Source organism: Iodobacter fluviatilis, assembly GCF_900451195.1.
GTDB lineage: Bacteria > Pseudomonadota > Gammaproteobacteria > Burkholderiales > Chitinibacteraceae > Iodobacter > Iodobacter fluviatilis.
In genome coordinates this window covers 2,172,712-2,192,942 of the sequence record NZ_UGHR01000001.1, presented here as the reverse complement: position 1 = coordinate 2,192,942, position 20,231 = coordinate 2,172,712, and the positions used below count along the sequence as shown (strand labels likewise).

Annotated in this window: 19 protein-coding genes; 5 read left to right on the top strand and 14 right to left on the bottom strand. The window is 48.7% G+C overall.

The genetic code is table 11. The features are described from left to right. The first annotated feature begins 272 nt into the window (after positions 1–272). The 4 genes from DYD62_RS10065 (at position 273) to DYD62_RS10050 (ending at position 6,118) form a co-directional block, all read left to right on the top strand. Positions 273–1,139 carry a DUF6999 family protein gene (locus DYD62_RS10065; protein WP_115227214.1) on the top strand — a complete coding sequence of 289 codons (867 nt, stop codon included), beginning with the start codon at positions 273–275 and terminating at the stop codon, positions 1,137–1,139. Positions 1,140–1,602: 463 nt separating this feature from the next. After that, complete coding sequence (locus DYD62_RS10060) at positions 1,603–2,928, top strand: M23 family metallopeptidase (protein WP_115227213.1); 1,326 nt, start codon at positions 1,603–1,605, stop codon at positions 2,926–2,928. Positions 2,929–2,970: 42 nt separating this feature from the next. Next, on the top strand, positions 2,971–4,065 hold the full coding sequence (locus DYD62_RS10055; protein WP_207916357.1) for an anhydro-N-acetylmuramic acid kinase: 1,095 nt from the start codon (positions 2,971–2,973) through the stop codon (positions 4,063–4,065). A gap of 172 nt (positions 4,066–4,237) precedes the next feature. After that, positions 4,238–6,118 (top strand): MFS transporter, encoded by a 1,881-nt coding sequence (locus DYD62_RS10050; RefSeq protein ID WP_115227211.1) that lies wholly within the window; start codon positions 4,238–4,240, stop codon positions 6,116–6,118. 51 nt (positions 6,119–6,169) lie between these two features. On the opposite strand, the gene DYD62_RS10045 is transcribed toward DYD62_RS10050, so the two are convergent. The 14 genes from DYD62_RS10045 to rpoE all read right to left on the bottom strand — a co-directional run bounded on the left by DYD62_RS10045 (position 6,170) and on the right by rpoE (position 18,453). Beyond that, positions 6,170–7,876, bottom strand: a complete 1,707-nt coding sequence (locus DYD62_RS10045) for a cyclic-di-GMP receptor FimW-related protein (RefSeq protein ID WP_115227210.1) — start codon at positions 7,874–7,876, stop codon at positions 6,170–6,172. Between the two features lie 11 nt (positions 7,877–7,887). Next, entirely contained in the window at positions 7,888–8,262 is a 375-nt protein-coding gene (locus DYD62_RS10040; protein ID WP_115227209.1) for a SpoIIAA family protein, read from the bottom strand. Between the two features lie 317 nt (positions 8,263–8,579). Continuing rightward, positions 8,580–9,299 carry a DNA repair protein RecO gene (recO, locus tag DYD62_RS10035; RefSeq protein WP_165928620.1) on the bottom strand — a complete coding sequence of 240 codons (720 nt, stop codon included), beginning with the start codon at positions 9,297–9,299 and terminating at the stop codon, positions 8,580–8,582. Positions 9,300–9,304: 5 nt separating this feature from the next. After that, entirely contained in the window at positions 9,305–10,231 is a 927-nt protein-coding gene (gene era / locus DYD62_RS10030; protein WP_099399359.1) for a GTPase Era, read from the bottom strand. Then, positions 10,228–10,995 carry a ribonuclease III gene (gene rnc / locus DYD62_RS10025; RefSeq protein ID WP_115227207.1) on the bottom strand — a complete coding sequence of 256 codons (768 nt, stop codon included), beginning with the start codon at positions 10,993–10,995 and terminating at the stop codon, positions 10,228–10,230. The genes era and rnc overlap by 4 nt, the downstream gene beginning before the upstream one ends. A 2-nt stretch (positions 10,996–10,997) precedes the next feature. Further along, entirely contained in the window at positions 10,998–11,372 is a 375-nt protein-coding gene (locus tag DYD62_RS10020; RefSeq protein WP_115227206.1) for a DUF4845 domain-containing protein, read from the bottom strand. A gap of 11 nt (positions 11,373–11,383) precedes the next feature. Then, a complete protein-coding gene (gene lepB / locus DYD62_RS10015; protein ID WP_099399362.1) occupies positions 11,384–12,343 on the bottom strand; it encodes a signal peptidase I in 960 nt (319 codons plus the stop codon). Between the two features lie 20 nt (positions 12,344–12,363). Further along, entirely contained in the window at positions 12,364–14,157 is a 1,794-nt protein-coding gene (lepA, locus tag DYD62_RS10010; protein WP_115227205.1) for a translation elongation factor 4, read from the bottom strand. 67 nt (positions 14,158–14,224) lie between these two features. Continuing rightward, on the bottom strand, positions 14,225–14,470 hold the full coding sequence (locus tag DYD62_RS10005; RefSeq protein ID WP_115227204.1) for a glutaredoxin family protein: 246 nt from the start codon (positions 14,468–14,470) through the stop codon (positions 14,225–14,227). After that, entirely contained in the window at positions 14,467–15,876 is a 1,410-nt protein-coding gene (locus DYD62_RS10000) for a DegQ family serine endoprotease (protein ID WP_115227203.1), read from the bottom strand. Before DYD62_RS10000 ends, DYD62_RS10005 begins: the two co-directional genes overlap by 4 nt. Beyond that, positions 15,873–16,346: a SoxR reducing system RseC family protein gene (locus tag DYD62_RS09995; RefSeq protein ID WP_115227202.1), complete on the bottom strand. Its 474-nt coding sequence runs from the start codon at positions 16,344–16,346 to the stop codon at positions 15,873–15,875. Before DYD62_RS09995 ends, DYD62_RS10000 begins: the two co-directional genes overlap by 4 nt. Before the next feature lie 9 nt (positions 16,347–16,355). Continuing rightward, a complete protein-coding gene (locus DYD62_RS09990; RefSeq protein ID WP_115227201.1) occupies positions 16,356–17,327 on the bottom strand; it encodes a MucB/RseB C-terminal domain-containing protein in 972 nt (323 codons plus the stop codon). Next, positions 17,328–17,813 (bottom strand): sigma-E factor negative regulatory protein, encoded by a 486-nt coding sequence (locus DYD62_RS09985; RefSeq protein ID WP_115227200.1) that lies wholly within the window; start codon positions 17,811–17,813, stop codon positions 17,328–17,330. 28 nt (positions 17,814–17,841) lie between these two features. Further along, on the bottom strand, positions 17,842–18,453 hold the full coding sequence (rpoE, locus tag DYD62_RS09980) for an RNA polymerase sigma-E factor (protein ID WP_505712073.1): 612 nt from the start codon (positions 18,451–18,453) through the stop codon (positions 17,842–17,844). A gap of 153 nt (positions 18,454–18,606) precedes the next feature. Between rpoE and nadB the strand changes: the two genes are divergently transcribed. Continuing rightward, positions 18,607–20,190: an L-aspartate oxidase gene (gene nadB / locus DYD62_RS09975; RefSeq protein ID WP_115227199.1), complete on the top strand. Its 1,584-nt coding sequence runs from the start codon at positions 18,607–18,609 to the stop codon at positions 20,188–20,190. Positions 20,191–20,231 lie beyond the last annotated feature (41 nt).

Here is a 20,231-nt window from a genome sequence, read left to right as displayed (position 1 = left end):
TCACGGCTAGTAGCATGGGTCTTAAATCTGCCCTTGAAGCACGCCGAAATAAGGAACAAGCGGGAGGGGTTTCGGCGAGGACTGTCTGAGCGAAGCGAGCTCCGCAGCCGCCGCTGTCCGCAGTAAGGGGCCTTCGTGCTGGTCGGGGCGGCCTCTTTGCGTACTATGATTTCTGGCCGTTCAGAAATTAAATACTTCGCGGGGATCCCGCACCTAAATCAACGTGCCGTAGGCACTAAATATCGCAGTCTCATCAACATATTGAGCACCCCATGCCTAAAGACGATTTCTTGCAAGCCGCCCACGACCCACGCGACCCTAATCCCTGGCTTGCCATGTATCTGGATCAAAGCACACCGTTACCCGATCATGTTAAACGTGCATGGCTAAGCGAGCTGGCATCGCCTTCCCGCCAGTATCTGCTGCCCTTTGTGCGACCACTGGCCCGGCTTTGCATGATTTTGATTCAGATTTTAAAAGTCATTCTGCCCAAGCACTGGTCTGCATCCAAAATGCTGCACCGCATACTGGTCTGGGGCTTAAAGGGCTTTGTGTCCCCCGAGGCCAACTGGCTGATCCTGCGGCACTTTCATTTAGGCGCGCAGATTATTGAATTTATCGAGCGCAATGCCCCCGTCAGCGTGCCGCTTTCATCGCTGCGACCACTGACGATCGATGATTTGACCGATGAATTATTTCTGAAACACGATTTAAACCTGTTCAACTTTATCATCCGGCTAAACCAAGCCTTGCGCAATGAAGACAAAACGCTCGAGGCCGTTGCAAATATCGATTTCAGCATGATCGGCGAGCCGCCACTGGCACTGACATCCATGCCACAGGGACGCTCAAACTGGATTGATGTACAAACAGCGATCGAAATATTCACACCGGTTTACCAGTTATTTCTTACAGATAACGACTTCTGGCGCGCGGCCAACTCGCTGCAAATGGATGAAACCATGGGTGTCTACGTCGCCACCCTGCTTAATACGCCGCAGCATTTATTACTGTTAAATAATAAACACCCGCTGGTTCCGCTCTCTACCTTACACGCAGGCCACCGGCTGGTATTGCATGGGCTATCAACTGAAATGCTGCATTGCCTGCTTAGCCAGATGAAGCACGCTCAAACCTGAGTGCATGATACTTTTCATTGCTAACGTCATTATTTCTCACGAAGCAAGCCACAACATGGGTTAAAGAACATGCTCTTTGAAAATGCTGGCAGCCAAATGAAAGGGATTACGTCACCATGAGACATCTTTTTAATATCATTCTGGAAACAAAATTCAGTTCATGTTTTTAAGTGTAATTATTACGCTAAACCGATGTTAATAAAGGAAGTTTGACGAAAATTAGCATTCTGTTATGCTGGCGACCGGTCGGATTTAAGACTGTTCTGTAACGAAAATCAGATAAAACCTGTCTGCCTGCGTTACTCCAGCCATTCACCCTTGCAGCCTGCCGCCATTAAGCTGTTGATGCGATGCCAAGCAGCCTGACAAATGCATGATACCGGATCAAACCGCCCTTTCTTCTTATAACGAACGCTCTGCTACCCAGCTAGCCAGCTAGCCAGCGCATTTTATCGGTCATCCTATGCCTCGAATGATTCAGGATTTTGTTAAAAGAATAAGTACCCGCTCTGCCAGCATTACGCCCCGCTTTATTTCCCGCAGTTGGCTGATTGTATTGATTCCTTCCTGCATTACCCTTACCGCCTATGGTGTGGCAGAGTTTGGGCCAAAGGAAGAAATCAGGCTGAATACCCAAACCGAGCCGATTGCAACACCGCCTTTATCATTCGCCCAGAATGACAGCCCCATCTGGCACGAAGACGTCATTCGCGCCGGCGACACCTTGTCTGCGGCGCTGAACCGGCTGAATGTGGACGACAAGGACGCCGCCCAATTTATCAAAACCGACCCTATCGCCAAATCGCTATATGAACTGCATACCGGGCGCACCCTGCGCGCTAAAACAGAGCGCTCTGGTGCCTTGCTTGAGCTGCATTATCTCAACAATAAAAGCCAGGAAATCAAAATCACCCGGCAGAAAGACGGCTTTAAAGCCAGTATTGATGAAGCCACTACCCAGCAGCACACGGTCGTTAAATCCGGCACGATTAATAGCTCGTTTTACGCCAGCACCGATCAGCTGAATATCCCTGACGATGTCACCAAGCAGTTAATCGATATTTTCTCTGGCCAAATTGATTTTCACCGTGGATTACAAAAAGGCGACCGTTTCAGCGTAGTCTATGAAAGCTTTACCCACGACGGCATTGAGATTAAAACAGGGAAAATCCTAGCCGCTGAATTCAGCGATAAAAACAAAACCCTGCAGGCACTCTGGTACACCCCGCCCGGCAGCACAGAAGGCGCGTATTACACACCGGATGGTCATAGTCTTAAGCAATCTTTCCTGAAAAATCCGGTTGAATTCTCCCGAATCAGCTCAGGCTTTAAGCTACGCTTTCATCCCGTGTTAAAATCATGGCGCCAACATAAAGGGATCGATTTTGCAGCGTCCACCGGCACCAAGATTATGTCCACTGCTGATGGGGTAATCAGCAAAATCACCGAGGACAATAGTGGCTACGGTAAGCATATTGAAATTAACCATGATGGCAAATACAGCACGCTGTATGCACATATGTCGGCATTTACTCCGGGCTTAAGGCAAGGCTCCAAGATCAAGCAAGGCGAAGTAATTGGCCTTGTAGGGGCCACAGGCCGCGTGACAGGCCCGCACCTGCATTACGAATTTAAAATAAACGGCCAGCAGGTTGACCCGGTCGCGCTGAAATTGCCCACCGCAAAACCCATTGAAAGCCGCTACTTAGCGCACTTTCAGCCCATCGCCACTCAAACGAGGAACCAGCTGGCTTTCTTGCAGAGAATTGAGCAGGCCCGGGCTGAATAAGTTTGCAATTTACGTTAAAGAACACATAACAGAGATCATAAATTGAACGGGCAACGGCTATTTATAGGTTTAATGACAGGCACCAGTCTCGATGGCATTGATGTCGCTCTGGTCGATTTTTCCAGCAAGCCGCCCCGTTTGATTGCAGCCCAAGGCACGCCATTAAGCGATGATCTGCGCAGCCAGTTGCTTAATCTGCAATCCCCTCAACCCAACGAGCTGCACCTGGCTCAGCTGGCCGCCAATGCGCATTCCGATGCCTGCGCCGATGCCATTCATGCCTTGTTAGCGCAGGCGTGCTTTGCTGCCAGCGATATCGAAGCCATTGGCAATCACGGCCAGACCATCCGTCACCGGCCGGAATGCGGTTACACCCTGCAAATTGGCAACCACGCCCGCTTGGCTGAAAAAACCGGCATCAGCGTGGTGGGGGATTTCAGGTCTCGCGATGTGGCTGCGGGCGGGCAAGGTGCACCGCTGGTGCCCGCATTTCATCAAGCTCTGTTTGCCAGCCCTCAGCAAAAACGTGCTTTGGTCAATATCGGCGGGATCGCCAATATCTCACTACTCATCCCTCACCAGCCTGCATGCGGCTTTGACACAGGACCGGGCAATGTACTGATGGATTTATGGATTCACCAGCACCAAGGCCTGCGTTACGACAAAGACGGCGCATGGGCGGCCAGCGGGCAAGTCTTACCGGATTTACTTGAGCAATTTTTGCAAGACCCCTACTTTGCCCTCAAAGCACCCAAAAGCACAGGCAGGGATTTATTTCACCGGGACTGGCTGAAAATGAATCTGAGCCAGCGCAGCGATGCTCCCTGCGACGTACAAGCCACGCTCTGCGCCCTCAGCGCCCGCAGCATTGCCGATACGCTCCGGGCAGATGAGATCAGCACACTTTATGTATGTGGTGGCGGCGCACACAACCCAACGCTGATGCGTATGCTTGCCCTTGAGCTGCCACAAACCCAAATCGCCACCACAGCGGCACTGGGTGTTGCGCCAGACTGGATGGAAACCTACGCCTTTGCATGGCTGGCAAAGTGCTGCCTAGACCGACAACCAGCCAATCTTCCCGGTGTCACCGGCGCTCGAGGCTTACGCATACTCGGGGCGATTTGGCCTGCATAAGCATAACACCCCATTAGCCCATCAGATTCAATGACTTAAGCAAGGTATTACTCGCTACGCCATGCATAAGGTGACATAAAAAGAGCAGATTCAAACCACAGGCAAAAAAAGCCATTCTATAAGTACCCCTTCTCGGTTAGACTTGGTCGAAATTCCCTGCGGATAAGATTTTATGCACCAGACAAACCAGTTCGATCTTCTGAAGTCACGTCGTTTCCTGCCCCTCTTTATTACGCAATCCCTGGGCGCATTTAATGACAATTTATTTAAAAACGCCTTATTGGTGATGATCACATTTCATGGATTATCCGCAGCAGGGCTAAGCGCTAATGCGCTAGTCAATGCCGCTGCGGGTATTTTTATTCTGCCTTTCTTTCTATTCTCTTCATTTGCAGGGCAATTAGCAGAAAAATACGACAAAGCCCGTGTTGCACAATGGGTAAAGCTGCTTGAGATTGCCATTATGCTGGCCGCCGGCATTGGCTTCTGGCAAAAAGATGCGGCCATCCTGATGGGCTGCTTATTTATGATGGGCGTGCATTCAGCACTATTCGGCCCATTAAAATACTCCATATTGCCGCAATATTTAAAAGACCAAGAATTATTAGGCGGTAATGGCCTGATTGAAATGGGCACTTTTGTGGCTATTCTTTTGGGGCAAATTGCCGGCACCATGATTATTCAACACCAGCCACATGGTGAATCTTTAATTATCTGGGCCTGCCTTGGTGTCGCTATTTTAGGCTGGATCAGCAGCAGAAGCATGCCTGCAGCCCCCGCTCCTGTTAAAGACCTTAAAATCAACTGGAATGTATTTGCCGAAACATGGCAAATTATTAAACATGTCAAAGCGAATAAAACGGTATTTAACAGCTTATTAGGAATCTCATGGTTCTGGTTTTTTGGTGCGGTTTATTTAACTCAGCTTCCCAGCTTATCAAAAAATATTTTAGGCGGTGATGCAGCTGTTTATACCCTGCTAGTAGCCCTCTTTTCGATTGGCGTAGGTTTAGGCTCTGTGCTTTGCGAACAACTTTCTGGGCGAAAGATTGAGCTAGGCCTAGTACCATTTGGCTCTTTAGGGCTTTCATTCTTTGGCATTGACCTCTTTTTTGCTATTGGGCAACCCTCAACAACGCATTACTCATTATCAGAATTTGTCAGTCTGGCATCGCACTGGCGCATTATGGCCGACATCGCCCTGATGGGCGTATTTGGCGGTTTATTTATTGTGCCGCTTTATGCTCTGGTGCAAATGCGCACAGAAAAAGAATTCACATCACGGGCTATTGCCGCCAATAACATTCTGAATTCGCTATTTATGGTGGTGGCTGCAGGCATCAGCATTGCCCTGCTAAGCTGTAACGTATCCATACGCGGATTATTATTAATTGTTGCGCTGATGAATATCGGCGTATCCATTTATATCTACACACTGATTCCTGAATTTATGATGCGTTTTCTGGTGTGGGTCATGACTCACACGCTGTATCGCGTCCGGCATCAGGGCCTAGATAACATTCCAGAAAAAGGCCCGTGTGTATTGGTCTGCAATCATGTCAGCTTTATGGATGCCATGATTATTGCGGGGGCCATACGTCGCCCTGTGCGTTTTGTGATGGATCACCGCATTTTTAAAATCCCGGTACTTAATTTTATATTCCGCACCGCAGGCACCATTCCTATTGCCCCCATGCGTGAAGATCCAAACATGAAAGAGCAGGCTTTTAATAAAGTAGCTGAATACTTAAATGATGGTGAAATCATTTGTATTTTTCCTGAAGGAAAAATCACTCATACAGGTGAAATCAATACCTTCAAGCCCGGCATTGACGAGATTATTAAACGCACTCCAGTCCCCGTTGTGCCCATTGCATTACAAGGTTTATGGGGCAGCTTTTTCAGCCGCAAAGATGGCGCTGCGATGATGAAAATGCCACGTAGCATCTGGGCCAAAATTGGCTTTATGGTTGGCGAGCCCGTACCCGCGGAATTGGCAAGCCGCCAATATTTAGAACAACAAGTTAGAACATTACGCGCCGACTGGAAATAAAAAAACAGCCAGAGAAATTCTCTGGCTGTTTTTTTTATTTAAAATCTATGATTATTCTTGGCTAATCACAAAGACAGTCACCCAAATCCAATCCACGCCCTTTTCAATCACAGAGCCAAGACGCACCATAAACACCCGTTCACGCGCCTGTACACGATAAATTTTATCTGTACCATAATCAGCAGAATGCAAAATCAGCGTATTCACATTTTTGCCATCCATTTGATGTGGCAAATAAAGTGCAGTACGCACATGCGGCAAATCCGCCACACCCAAAGTGGAATCTGCAGCTAAAGAGATGTGCTCGCGGCGCTCTTCTTTCTCCAGATATAAACTGACCGCAATGGGGGTGACCGCAAGCGACTGAATGCCCACATAAACCTCATCATCCCCTAGGCGATTTAAACGGCGAATCACGCCTAAATGCCAATTCTCATTTCGCCCTAAGCGATTAGCCAATAATAAACCCGGCCTAATCCACTCATTTTCAGAAAGATGAACAACGGCACCATAGCCCCCCACACTTTCATTCTCGATATTCCAGACCTGCCAATCCTGCGGTTTATTCTCTACCGTTTTAGAAGGCGCACCCTTTTCTTTTGTACGGGTAGAAACAAAACCATAGAGACGCATATCCATAATTTCATCGTAATCGACCTTGCCACGATCATCACCCGCATTTCTGCGCATATTTTTATCGTTATCCAAACGCACATGCGCAATGATTGAATCAAGCCCGGAAATAATATCGGCTATCTTTGCAACCTTTTTACGCTCACTTCTTTGGACCACGCTATTACGGATACTCATTAGCCAGAAAAGATCGAGGTGTTTAAGTAATTCAACAGCAAGTGGCGCCGGGCACTCCTTCCCCATACCCAGATCACGGGGCGTAGCACCATTTTCTAGGCGGCGTAAAGTATCTTCTAATTCATGCATTAAATCATGCAAACCCCAGTATCTGAATGGCTCGCCTTCGCTTTCTGCCTGAATTTTTTGCACGCCTTCTGCTGCCTGCAAATTCACACATAAATGATAGCGGCCTTCCTGGAATTTCCGTGACAATTGAATTAATTTAGACCACTGATTAAGCCAGTGATCCACCCAGTCAATTTGCCTGACTGATAAATTATTATTGGATAAAGAGCCCAGCATTAACATCTGGATATATTCATCTGCGCATGAAGTCACTTCATTTGCATGGGATGGATACAAAGGAAATGGATTGCTGTCACAACCTTCGATTTCAGAAATACGATAAAGCTGATGAGAAAGGGTCCATAATTTGGGAGGAACCTTTTCAAAACGAAAATAATGCCATTTTGCCTGAATGGATAAATAATGCAGGCTGCGTGCCAATACTTTAGGCATTAACAAAGCCAATTCAGCTTTTTTGCTGCCTTCCATATCTGACTGAACAAACAGCTGATATACCGAAGACATATCCGCAGCAAAACTGGTAATTTGCTTCCATAACCGGCTTTCGATGTCTTTAGACATCCGAGGATTAGCAATATATTGGTAACAAACAGCATCATACGAAGATTGTGCCGCATCATCAATCAGCAACAAGGCCTGCAAGCCATCTGAAGTTGCAGCCCTGCCTTCGTGGATAAAAGCAGTCACTGCATCATGAATTTTTAACTGCTGGGATTGCGTATCAATTTCTTGCAGGCGTTTGCACCACGCTGTAGCTGCTTTCGCATTTACAAATGGCGATTTATCTTTGGAAAAAATAGCAGAGAGAATATTACGCATAAAATCGCCTGTCAGGCTGGAGTCGCCCCATTGAGGTCGGTTTCTTCCATCAACCAAGTTTTAGCATCGTCACTTTCGGTAAACATGCCAATTTCTGCATCCGTAAACAGACGGCTTATCCATGCTGACCACGTTACCCATTGATCAGAGCTCACGACCGCCACCCGTTGAAATATTTGCCCGTGCTCGCGGACAAACTTAATTTCTTCCAAAGCCATGTCAAGCGTATAGCTCAGCATTTCATGTAAATCAAATAACAAAGCAACTGGCCCGTGAAATTCAGACTGGTAAAGAACGGCCTGCTCAAATTCACGATAATCCTGCAGGGTAAATTCACCAAAAACCACGGTCTGAATATAATCATTTTCATGTGAAATGCTAATCATCACGTACTCCCCTCAAGGAAAACTTACGAATACATGCCAGCTCTTAAAATAATAGCCTCTGCTTAGTTTACTGAGCTTCCCCCTGCTTCGACAAGGGTTACATTTATTTTAATTATTTATACCATCTATTTACAACTTTACCCGCCTTTATCATTTACTTTCCCTTGTCTTGTACATTTAGCATGCAATATTAATTGCAAACACGCATTCTGAATTTGAATTTTTGACTATAGGTAATTGATTATATTGATGGTCATCAATTGATAACAGAATATAAAACAACCGCTTCGGGTGCGTAATGGCAAGTGCTTTGACTTTTATAGCTTTTGTAAATCAATTAATAGCTGGCGGGTATGCAAAGGCGCATCACCCAAAATCGCAGAAAAAGCCTGCCTCATTAATAATTTACCCTGGGCTGCCGCTCGTATGTAATCACCCGCAGCAAAAGCCAATAAAGCACTGCCATCGTATTGCGGATAATTCATCCGCGCAGGGACAATGCCTTCAGTAGGATCAAAGCTGTATCGCCGCCCGGCCTCAAGCGGCTGATCAATGCAATGCATCCAGTCTGCGCCATAGCCCATTTCATCCAACAGGATGCGCTCAAACTCACGCAGCACTGGCTCTACACCCGCGCCACTGGCAGGCAAAACCGAGAGCGCTCTGATCGCCTCGAAATAACTGGCAAACAGCAGAGGATGGGTTTCATCCCGAGGCAAAAGGCGTAAGAGCAGCTCATTAAGATAAAAGCCGCAAAGCAGAGGCAAACCACTCAGCTGCGGAACTCCCCCCTGCCAGTCTGCCGAGTGCAGCGTTTTAAGCTCACCCACGCCAAACCAGGATAAAAGTACAGGCTGAAAACCAAGGAGAATACTGCGAAGTTGTGAACCAGGGCGCTGGGCACCCCGGGCCACCATCATGATGCGGCCATGATCCCGGCTGAACACATCAAGCAGGCGGCTGGTTTCTTTGTACGGGTACTGGTGCAGTACAAAGGCCGCCTGATGATCAATGCGTAGCTTAGTAGGTCTTGCCACAGTGCTTATTCGTAGCCGTACTGACGGACAAGACGTGTATCATCTGCCCAGCCACTTTTCACTTTAACCCAGACTTCCAAAAACACCTTGGCATCAAAGAGTTTTTCCATATCCTGACGTGCTTCGGTGGCGATGCGCTTGAGTTTTTCACCATTTTGACCAATCAGCATGGCTTTTTGCCCGTCACGGTCTACCAAAACAGCGGCATGGATGCGACGCAATTCACGCCCATCCCTCGTTTCATCGTCTTCAAATTTTTCGATTTCAACGGTCATGGAGTAAGGTAACTCTTCACCCATCAGGCGAAAAATCTTTTCACGAATAATTTCAGCGGCTAAAAAGCGCTCATTGCGATCGGTCACCTGATCGACATCGTACAGAGGCACTGATTTTGGCAAGAGTGGCTCAACCACTTTCAGCAAGACATCGATACTCAGATTTTTTTGCGCGGAAATAGGCACAATCGCATGAAATTTAAAACGCTCATTCATCGCTTCAATAAACGGGAACATTTCGTTTTTATCTTTCAGCTCGTCAATTTTATTGAGCACTAACAACACAGGGCGATTATCAGGCAATAGCTTTAATACTTCTTCGTCCGCAGCACTGAAATATCCCGCCTCAATCACGTATAAAATCACATCGACATCAGCCAAAGTGCTGGTGACGCTGCGATTCATCGCCTGATTAAGCGCATTTTGATACTTGGTTTGAAACCCTGGCGTATCAACAAATACAAACTGAGCGGTATCAGAGCTATGCACACCCGTAATACGATGGCGCGTTGTCTGTGCTTTACGTGAAGTAATACTGATTTTCTGACCAATCAGCTGATTCAACAGCGTTGATTTACCCACATTAGGGCGGCCCACAATGGCCACAAAGCCGCAGCGAAAATCAACAGCTTCGTTTTGGATATCCATCTCGCTCATACACGTTTACCTTTTGCTGCCGGTTTAGCAGCGTGTTTACTTTTTAACGGGGCGCTGTCCGGGCTTTTATGTTTACCCGGAAACTGCTCCCTCAGAATGGCAAGAGCGGATTCAGCCGCCAATTGCTCAGCAGCGCGGCGGCTGGTGCCCACGCCTTTAGTCAGCAATTTGGCCTCCGCAATGCAGCAACTCACTTCAAAAATCTGATCCGGCGATTCGCCGTCCTGCCTGAGAATAGTGTACGCTGGTAGCGTATAACGGCGGGCCTGCAGCCACTCCTGCAAGCTGGTCTTGGCATCTTTTGCACCAAGCAGCGGATCAATGGCAGCAATCCTAGAGGCAAACAAAGCATTGACCACGGTATCTGCCGCATCAAAACCACCGTCAAGCCAGATTGCACCCAAAATAGCCTCAAGTGCATCGGCCAGAATTGAAGGCCGGCGATGCCCGCCACTTTTCAGCTCGCCTTCACCAAGCCAGATAAAGTCACCCAAATTAAGCTCGCTGGCAATACTGGCCAGTGCTTCCTGGCGAACCAAGCTGGCCCGAAGACGCGATAAATCACCCTCGGGAAGTTTAGGAAACGTCAGATAAAGCGCACGGGCAATCAGCGAATTTAAAATGCCATCGCCAATAAACTCCAGCCGCTCATTATGCGTAGAAGAAAAACTACGATGGGTTAAAGCTTGTTTAAAGAGTTTTGGCTCTTTAAAAGTATAAGAGAGCACCCTTAAAAGGCGCTCTGGGGGAAGAACAACACTCACGACTAATTACCCGCAGCTTGCTGCGTATTCGATTTTTGGATATCAAAAGCGAACAACAGACTCATATTACCCACGATGGGGACAACCCGCTCGTAGCTTAAACTTACCGTGGTATCACTGCCTGCCTGAGTAACTTTTAATTCAGCAGCACTGATATCCCGAATATTATCAACCGAAGCCTGGCGCATAAAACCCTCGCGAATTGCTGCGGGTTGCTGTGCACCATATTCTCTTACCGTACGCTCAATGGCTTTTTTTACAGTAAAGAATTCCATATAAGTCGGAACAACTTTTAATGCTGTAATTGCAATCACGGAGCCCACAATAGCGAGCATTAAAAAAGAACCGAAAGACACACCACGCTGGCGATTAAGCATGATTTATTCCTTTAGCGAATCGAGGTGCCAACGCGCCCCAGATCTTTAAAATTAAGCCAAATAAGAAAAGCTTTACCCACCACGTATTTATCAGGAACAAAACCCCAATAACGGCCATCGGCACTGTGATCGCGATTATCGCCCATCATAAAGAAATGACCTTCAGGTACTTTGCAGCTGAAACCTTCTTCATCATAGCGACAATTTTCTCTGTATGGAAAATCGCGCACTTCGCCCAAATTAACCGATGGCACATCAGCCATTGCTAAGGTTGAATAATCATGCGTACCCAGTTTTTCATTAAACTGTTTATTATTAATCAGGTAAGTGCCCTGCTCAACATACTCATGATCGGGCAAATCGGCAGTTGGTACCGCCTTGCCATTAATGGTTAATTTTTTATTCCGATACTCAACGGTATCGCCCGGTAAACCGATGACACGCTTAATATAATTAAGCGAAGGATTTTCCGGATAATTAAATACCATCACATCGCCATGCTCTGGCTTACCCACCGGAATCATCACATTATTAATCACGGGAGTACGCAGGCCATAAGCGAATTTATTCACCAGAATAAAATCGCCCACCACTAAACCCGGGCGCATTGAGCTGGATGGAATTTGAAATGGCTCAACCAGAAAAGAGCGCAATACAAATACCGCAAGCAATACCGGGAAGAAACCTCGACCATACTCAACCCAGTCTGCAACCGGTTTTTCACCGCGCTTCTTCCCCCAGACAAACCGGTCCAGCCCCCAGATCACTCCCGTCACCAGTACAAAGATCAGCATCGCCGCAGAAATCGAGCAATATTGCACCAACACAATAAACAGCCCCATGACCACACAAAGATAGCCGTATTGCACTAAAGAAGGCGGCTCACTGCCTTTACGCTCATGTTTGGCGCCAATACCCACCAGGACCGGCCCTAAAATGACGAAAACAATCCCGAGAAACAACCAGTTCATCCGTTTTCCTTTTTATCGTGTTACTTATCGCTCACTTGCAAGATCGCAAGGAAAGCTTCTTGTGGGATTTCAACGTTACCGACTTGCTTCATGCGTTTCTTACCCGCTTTTTGCTTGTCCAGCAGTTTACGCTTACGCGAAACGTCACCACCATAACATTTTGCCAAAACATCTTTACGCGTTGCTTTAACTGTTTCACGCGCGACAATCTGGCTACCAATGGCTGCTTGCACGGCCACATCGTACATCTGACGCGGAATCAGCTCGCGCATTTTCGCCACCAGCTCACGGCCACGGTACTGGCTGCTGCTGCGGTGAATAATCAGGCTCAGAGCATCCACACGTTCGCCATTAACCAGCACATCAAGCTTAATCAAATCAGCGGCTTGGAATTCTTTGAAATCGTAATCAAGCGAGGCATAGCCACGGCTGACAGATTTAAGACGATCAAAGAAATCCATGACCACTTCTGCCATCGGCAGATCGTAGCTCAGCATGACTTGGCGACCCATATACTGCATATTGCGCTGAGTACCGCGCTTTTGATTACACAACGTCATCACTGCGCCCACGTAATCCTGAGGCACAAGAATCGTTGCTGTAATAATCGGCTCACGAATTTCTTCGTATTTAGAAGGATCCGGCAGCTTGGACGGGTTTTCGATATGAATCACTTCGCCTGATTTCAGCAACAGCTCATAAACCACTGTGGGAGCAGTGGTAATCAGATCCATATCAAATTCGCGTTCTAAGCGCTCCTGCACGATTTCTAAGTGCAATAGACCTAAGAAGCCACAGCGAAAACCAAAGCCCAAAGCCTGTGAAACTTCAGGCTCATAATGCAGGGAAGCATCGTTGAGCTTGAGCTTTTCCAAAGCATCACGCAGTTTTTCATAATCATGGCCTTCAATCGGGTACAAACCCGCAAACACCTGTGATTTTACTTCTTTAAAACCAGGCAAAGGCTCGGTTGCCGGATCTTTAGCCGTGGTGATGGTATCGCCCACCTTGGCATTAGCAATTTCTTTAATACCCGCAATGATGAAACCCACTTCACCGGCTTTCAGTACGGTTCTTTGTACTGTTTTTGGCGTGAATACACCGACTTGTTCGCAAAGATGCTGCGACTTGTTCGACATAAACATGATTTTTTCTTTCGGGCTAAGCTGGCCGTCCACCACACGCACCAGCATGACCACACCAACATAATTATCGAACCAAGAATCGACAATTAGTGCCTTCAGCGGGCCATCCGGATTACCCTTAGGTGGTGGTACTTTGGTAATCAGCGTTTCCAGAATATCTTCGATACCAATGCCGCTTTTGGCAGAGGCATGCACAGCATCCGTCGCTTCAATCCCAATAATGTCTTCAATTTCTTGAATCACACGCTCAGGATCGGCAGCTGGCAAGTCGATTTTATTTAAAACCGCCACCACTTCCACACCTTGCTCCAGCGCGGTGTAGCAGTTAGCCACGGTTTGCGCCTCAACACCTTGCGAGGCATCAACAACCAAGAGCGCGCCTTCACAAGCAGCCAGAGAACGGCTCACTTCATAAGAGAAGTCAACGTGCCCTGGGGTGTCGATCAGATTAAGATTATAAATCTCACCATTACGGGCTTTATAAGACAGCGCAGCAGTCTGCGCCTTAATCGTGATACCACGCTCTTTTTCGATATCCATCGAATCGAGCACTTGCGCGCTCATCTCCCGCAGCTCAAGGCCGCCACAGAATTGGATAAAGCGATCAGCCAGCGTGCTTTTGCCGTGATCGATGTGAGCGATGATCGAGAAATTACGAATATGATCCATTGGCCTGCCAGATATTTCACGAAAAAGGGGTACGCGATCGTACCCCAAATATTAATTTCCACTGATTTTAACGGAAATTAGCAATATAGGCATCAAGAGCCGCTTGATCGAGGTGGTAATGGCAAATTTCCACTCCGTCAGAACCCGCCAAAACGGGCACCCATTCACCATATTGCGCCTCCAGATGATCGATATCATCGATATCAATCCACTCCAGCTCAAAGCCTGCAGTCTGTGCCTGCTGCTGCAAAAGATCCCGCATCACAAGGCACAGACTGCAATATTCCCTTCCGTATAACTTAAGCTGAATCATTTAGCAGGCGCACGCAAAGTCAGAAACATAGAGGCATCGCCACGGATCACACGCAGTGCCGTTGCTTCATTGGGTTTTAAAGCGGTGAGTGATTGCTTAAGCTGAGCAAGACTGGTCAGCTCCTGATTTGCAACGCCTACAATTAAATCCCCTCCCTGCAGACCCGCCTTCGCTGCGGAGCCACGTGCAGCCTGCACCAACACTGCAAACTTCAGCCCCATCCCCTTCAGCTGAGCGGGATCCACCGACTGCAGCGACAAGCCAAAGCGCCCGCCCTCGTCATTCTGGCTACCACGATATTCACGCTCAGCGGTGGTGCGATCAGATTGTTCCAGCACACCAATCGTTACACTCACTTCACGCATGGCTTTATCGCGCCAGATTTGCACCGGCACTTTTGTACCAGGGCGCACAGCAGCCACATATTTAGGCAGATCACTGGCTGATGCAATGGTCTGGCCATTAAATTTCAGAATCACATCACCCGGTTTTAAACCGGCCTTATCCGCTGGGCCATCTTTCTCTACACTTGCCAGAAGTGTGCCGTTGATTTTGCTCAGACCAAAACTCTTTGCCAAATCATCATTTAACTCCTGAATGGCCACACCAATCCGGCCCCGTGTCACTTTACCGGTAGCCTTCAGCTCATCAGCAACCTTCATCACCACATCAACCGGAATCGAGAACGACAAGCCCATAAAACCACCCGAACGGCTGTAGATTTGCGAGTTAATCCCAACCACTTCACCGGCCATATTAAAGAGCGGGCCGCCGGAATTACCTGGGTTAATCGCTACGTCGGTCTGAATAAAGGGCACAAAGGTTTCATCTGGCAGGCTTCGGCCCTTAGCTGAAACAATCCCAGCGGTCACCGTGTTTTCAAAACCAAAAGGCGAGCCAATCGCCACAACCCACTCACCTACTTTTAATTTATTCGCATCGCCCAGCGTCACTTTAGGCAGACCTGTGGCATCAATTTTCAGCAAGGCCACATCGGTACGGGCATCTGCACCGATCACTTTTGCTTTAAAGGTGCGCTTATCTGTCAGCTTTACGGTAATTTCATCGGCCTGAGCAATCACATGGGCGTTGGTCAGAATGTAACCATCCGCCGCCATAATAAAACCGGACCCCAAGGATTGGGCCTGACGCTCGCGGGGCTGCTGTTGCTGGCCATTTCGCGGCAGCATCCGCGGCACAGGGAAACCAAAACGACGGAAGATATCCATGCCGTCTTCATCACCCATCTGCTGTGGCTGCTCTTTGATCGTAGAGGTCGTCGAAATATTGACCACTGCCCGGCCTTCTTTCTCAACCAGCTGAGTAAAATCAGGCAAATTAGCGGCCGCAATGGATGAGACAGAAACAAAGCCTAAAGTAAGGCTTAACAGTAATTTTTTCATCATGGTTTACGTTTCATTTGACAAGGACTAAGAAACGGCGGGCCAGCTACGGCTTTGCCCGCCACAATGACTGGCTCGGCCGAAGCCGCCAGCTGGTGCTGCTGTTTCAGCAGCACGAAACCTGCTACAAACCCAAATACACCACCCAACACCGCACTGACAGGAGACTGAGGCACAAGCCACTGGCCCGCTGCAGCGCCGGCAATCAGCAGCAGCAGCGGTACGCCATAAGCCCACACAGCGCTTTTAAGCAGCATTTGTTCTTCAACAGCAACGATCACCCAATCCCCCGCTTTAAAAGACAAAGGATTTTTAACCTTGAAGCCATCTTGCGACTGAGCAAACATTCGGCTTAGCGCCATAGCCTTGCAGCCAGTTTCTGGATCGCACCGGCCACAGGGCGTATGTGGTTTTATTTTTACCCATGCATGAGCGCCATCCAGCCGCTGCACCTGTGCCTCTGTTTCAATCATTGTTTTTCACTAGCGGGGTTGAAAAGCAAGAGCAAACGCCTTCACTGTTTCAGCAGGCACTTCACCCAATACGGTGACCATTTTTCCATCAATTTGCCGCACCTGCATATGCATCGCTCCCTGATGCGAAGCCCCTTCTCTGGCTTCTGCTACGGCGGGCTCCAAAAAGACCGACACCGTAACAAGGCCATCACTGTACAAATGCTGCACCACGGGCATTTCTTTGCCAATCAGCGTGCGCTGAATACTTTTCATAAATCGAAAACCGCGAGGGAGATGATCAATCATCCACGCAGGCTCAACTGGGGCACTGGCCACGCCCTGATTTGATTCAATAACGACTGGGCGTAAAGGATTAACCGGGTTCAATAATGCGCGATCAACCTTGCCGAGGGTGAGCGCAGAAAAAACAAAGAGCTCAACAGGCTGAGAATACGGCCCCAAGCGTTCGGACTTTAAAACTAGCCCACTATCAATATGCATCCATAAACGCAGCGGAAAACGGTAAACATCCCTGGGTTCCAGCTCATAAATTTGTGCATTTAAGCCTGCAACCCGTTCCATACCGCCTTTTTTAAGCTTGTAATTCAGCAGCACCGAATCGGCGTTTTCCGGCAAATGCTGGGGAAACAATTTGGAGCTGAAACGCCGGTCTAAAGAGACTGTCCGCTTAGATGGCAAATAAATACTGACATGATCACCCTTGCGATAATACTCACGGCGCGGGCCGTCTAGCGACTCACGGCGCTCAACCTCCACCGGCTCACTGCCCACATGCACAATTCTGAATGTTTCCGTGGAATCACCATGCTGATGCGTGAAGAGTCCCTGAAAATCATTCTGTTTAGCTGCAGCAGACATCCGGTTCAATACAATCACGGCATCTGAATTATTCAGCTCTGCTGCGGCCATGGCGCCCGCAGGCAAAAACAAACTGATGCACAGCACAAATGGCTTTAATCTACCCAGCAAGTCGCTCATCTAGCGCATATTCTCCGTGCCAAAATCTGCATAAACAATATCCCGCTCCGCCAGTACATTGCCAGATTCCTGGCTATGCGCAGCCAAGTAGGCGCGTATAGCGGGTGGCTTTTTATCAACAGGCTTCGCATTTTGTACTGCAACCATTGCCGGCGCAGTATTAAAGTTCGTTTTAGTCTGCCATGCTGCCACGCCCACAAAGGCGATTGATGCAGCAGCAGTTAAAGGCACTAATAATTTCTTCATTACCGAGCTGCGTTTCAAGCGCTGCGGCGCCACCACCGTTGGCTCTGCTGCCAAGCGCGCAGAAAAGCGCGTCATAAACTGAGGAGAAAGCAAGGGGTGTTCCTGCATATTATCGCTGAGCTGATGCCAATCATACCAATCCTTACTCAGCGAGGCATCGCGCTTCATTTCAGCAAGTAAACCATCGATGTCTGCCACATCAAGCTCGCCATCCATCAAGGCGGAAAGTTTTTCTTTCATCACATTACCCTCTCATATCCTTCGAAGCTTACCAGCGCTTATCTTTTCCGACGACATCCAATAAAGGCCTCAGCTTATTTGCGATAGCCTCACGAGCGCGAAAAATCCGAGAACGAACCGTACCAATGGGGCAATTCATCACGGCGGCGATATCTTCATAACTTAAACCATCCATTTCGCGCAACGTAATTGCCGTTCGCAACTCGGAAGGTAACTCATCAACCACTGCATTCACTGTAGAGACAATCTGCCGGTTAGAGAGTTCAGTTTCAGGCGTATGGTAATCCGGTATTTGTGCAGCAGCATCCAGTGACTCCCCTTCCTCGTCTTCATAAAGACTTGCCAGCTGCGGGCGGCGGCCAAGGGTAGCCAAATGGTTTTTAGCCGTATTAATAGCAATACGATATAACCAGGTATAAAAAGCGCTTTCGCCACGAAACGATGGCAAGGCACGATAAGCCTTGATAAACGACTCCTGAGACACGTCCTCAATCTCTGACTGATCGCGAATCAGCCGCGACAAAAGACGTGCGACACGCCGCTGGTATTTCACTACCAACAACTCAAAGGCTCGCTTATCTCCCGCCTGAGCCCGCAGAACAAGCTCCTGATCGATATCACGATCGGTTCGCTGAATCAAAGATGTCTCCAAAAGATATTTACACTCACATGGGGTTGACCATGATTTTTATCAAGCCAGCACATACAAAAGCTGACAGATTTGGCTTTATACACGGCGTAGACGGTCTGGCCTCTGTTAATATTCCATTTTTCTGGGAATGGAACACCTGCAATGCGTGAATTTGATGCATTAATCATCGGCAGTGGCCTTGGCGGAATGACCATGGCGCTGCACTTAGCTGACCACATCAAAGTGGGCCTGGTGACCAAGCGCGAGTTGCGGGATGGCGGCAGCGGCTGGGCGCAGGGCGGCATTGCAGCAGTGCTCGATGGCACCGACAGTGTAGAGCTGCATATTCGTGACACCCATGTCGCCGGCGCGGGCCTGTGCGATCAGGAAAGCACGCGCTTTATTGTTGAGCATTCCAAAGAAGCCATCGACTGGCTAATCCAGATGGGCGTGCCCTTCACCAAAGACACCGAAGGCGATAGCGCCTATCAAGGCTACCACCTTACCCGGGAAGGCGGGCACAGCCACAGGCGCATCATCCATGCGGCAGACGCCACCGGCGCAGCCGTGATCGACACACTAGCGCATAAAGTCGCCGCACACCCCAATATCACCGTACTTGAATCACATATTGCCGTTGATTTAATCACCGATCAAAAATTAGGCCGCGAAGGCAAGCATTGCTACGGCGCCTATGTTTACGATAAAGAAACCGACCGCGTTGAAACCATCGTGGCAAAGTCCACCGTCCTTGCCAGTGGCGGCGCGGGCAAAGTTTATCTTTACACCACCAACCCAGATGTAGCAACGGGCGACGGGATTGCCATGGGCTGGCGCGCTGGCTGCCGTGTGGCCAATATGGAATTCATTCAATTCCACCCTACCTGCCTTTATCACCCGCATGCCAAATCATTTTTAATTACCGAAGCCGTACGCGGTGAAGGCGGCATCTTAAAGCTACCTGATGGCACGCGCTTTATGCCCCAGCACGACGAGCGCGCCGAGCTGGCACCCCGCGATATCGTGGCCCGTGCGATCGACTTTGAAATGAAAAAAGGCGGTTTTGACTGCGTTTACCTAGATATCTCATATAAGCCTGCCGCCTTTATCAAAGAGCACTTCCCTAATATCTATCTGCGCTGCTTGGAGTTGGGCATCGACATCACTAAAGAACCCATCCCTGTCGTACCGGCTGCGCACTACACCTGCGGCGGCATTGTCAGTGATACCGCTGGCCGCACTGATGTGGCCAATTTATATGCGGTAGGCGAGGTGGCCTGCACCGGCCTGCACGGCGCTAACCGACTGGCTTCCAATTCCTTACTGGAATGCATGGTACTTGGCAAAGCAGCGGCGGCCGATATTTTACAAATCACACAGAGTGATCGCCCCGATATTCCGGAGTGGGACGAAAGCCAGGTGACCGATCCAGACGAAGAAGTGGTGATTTCACACAACTGGGATGAATTACGCCGCTTTATGTGGGATTACGTCGGGATTGTGCGCACCAACAAACGCCTAGAGCGCGCCCTGCACCGCATCGAATTGCTACAACATGAAATCGACGACTACTACAGCAATTTCCGCGTCTCTAACGATTTGATCGAGCTGCGAAATCTGGTGCAATCTGCCGAGCTGATCGTACGCTGCGCCATGGCACGACAAGAAAGCCGCGGCCTGCACTACAGCCGCGATTATCCCGGCATGTTGAGCGAAGCAAAAAGCACCATCCTGAATCCTGACTAAAGTCTTCCCTGATAACTTGGAAAAAAAGATTGGATAAACCC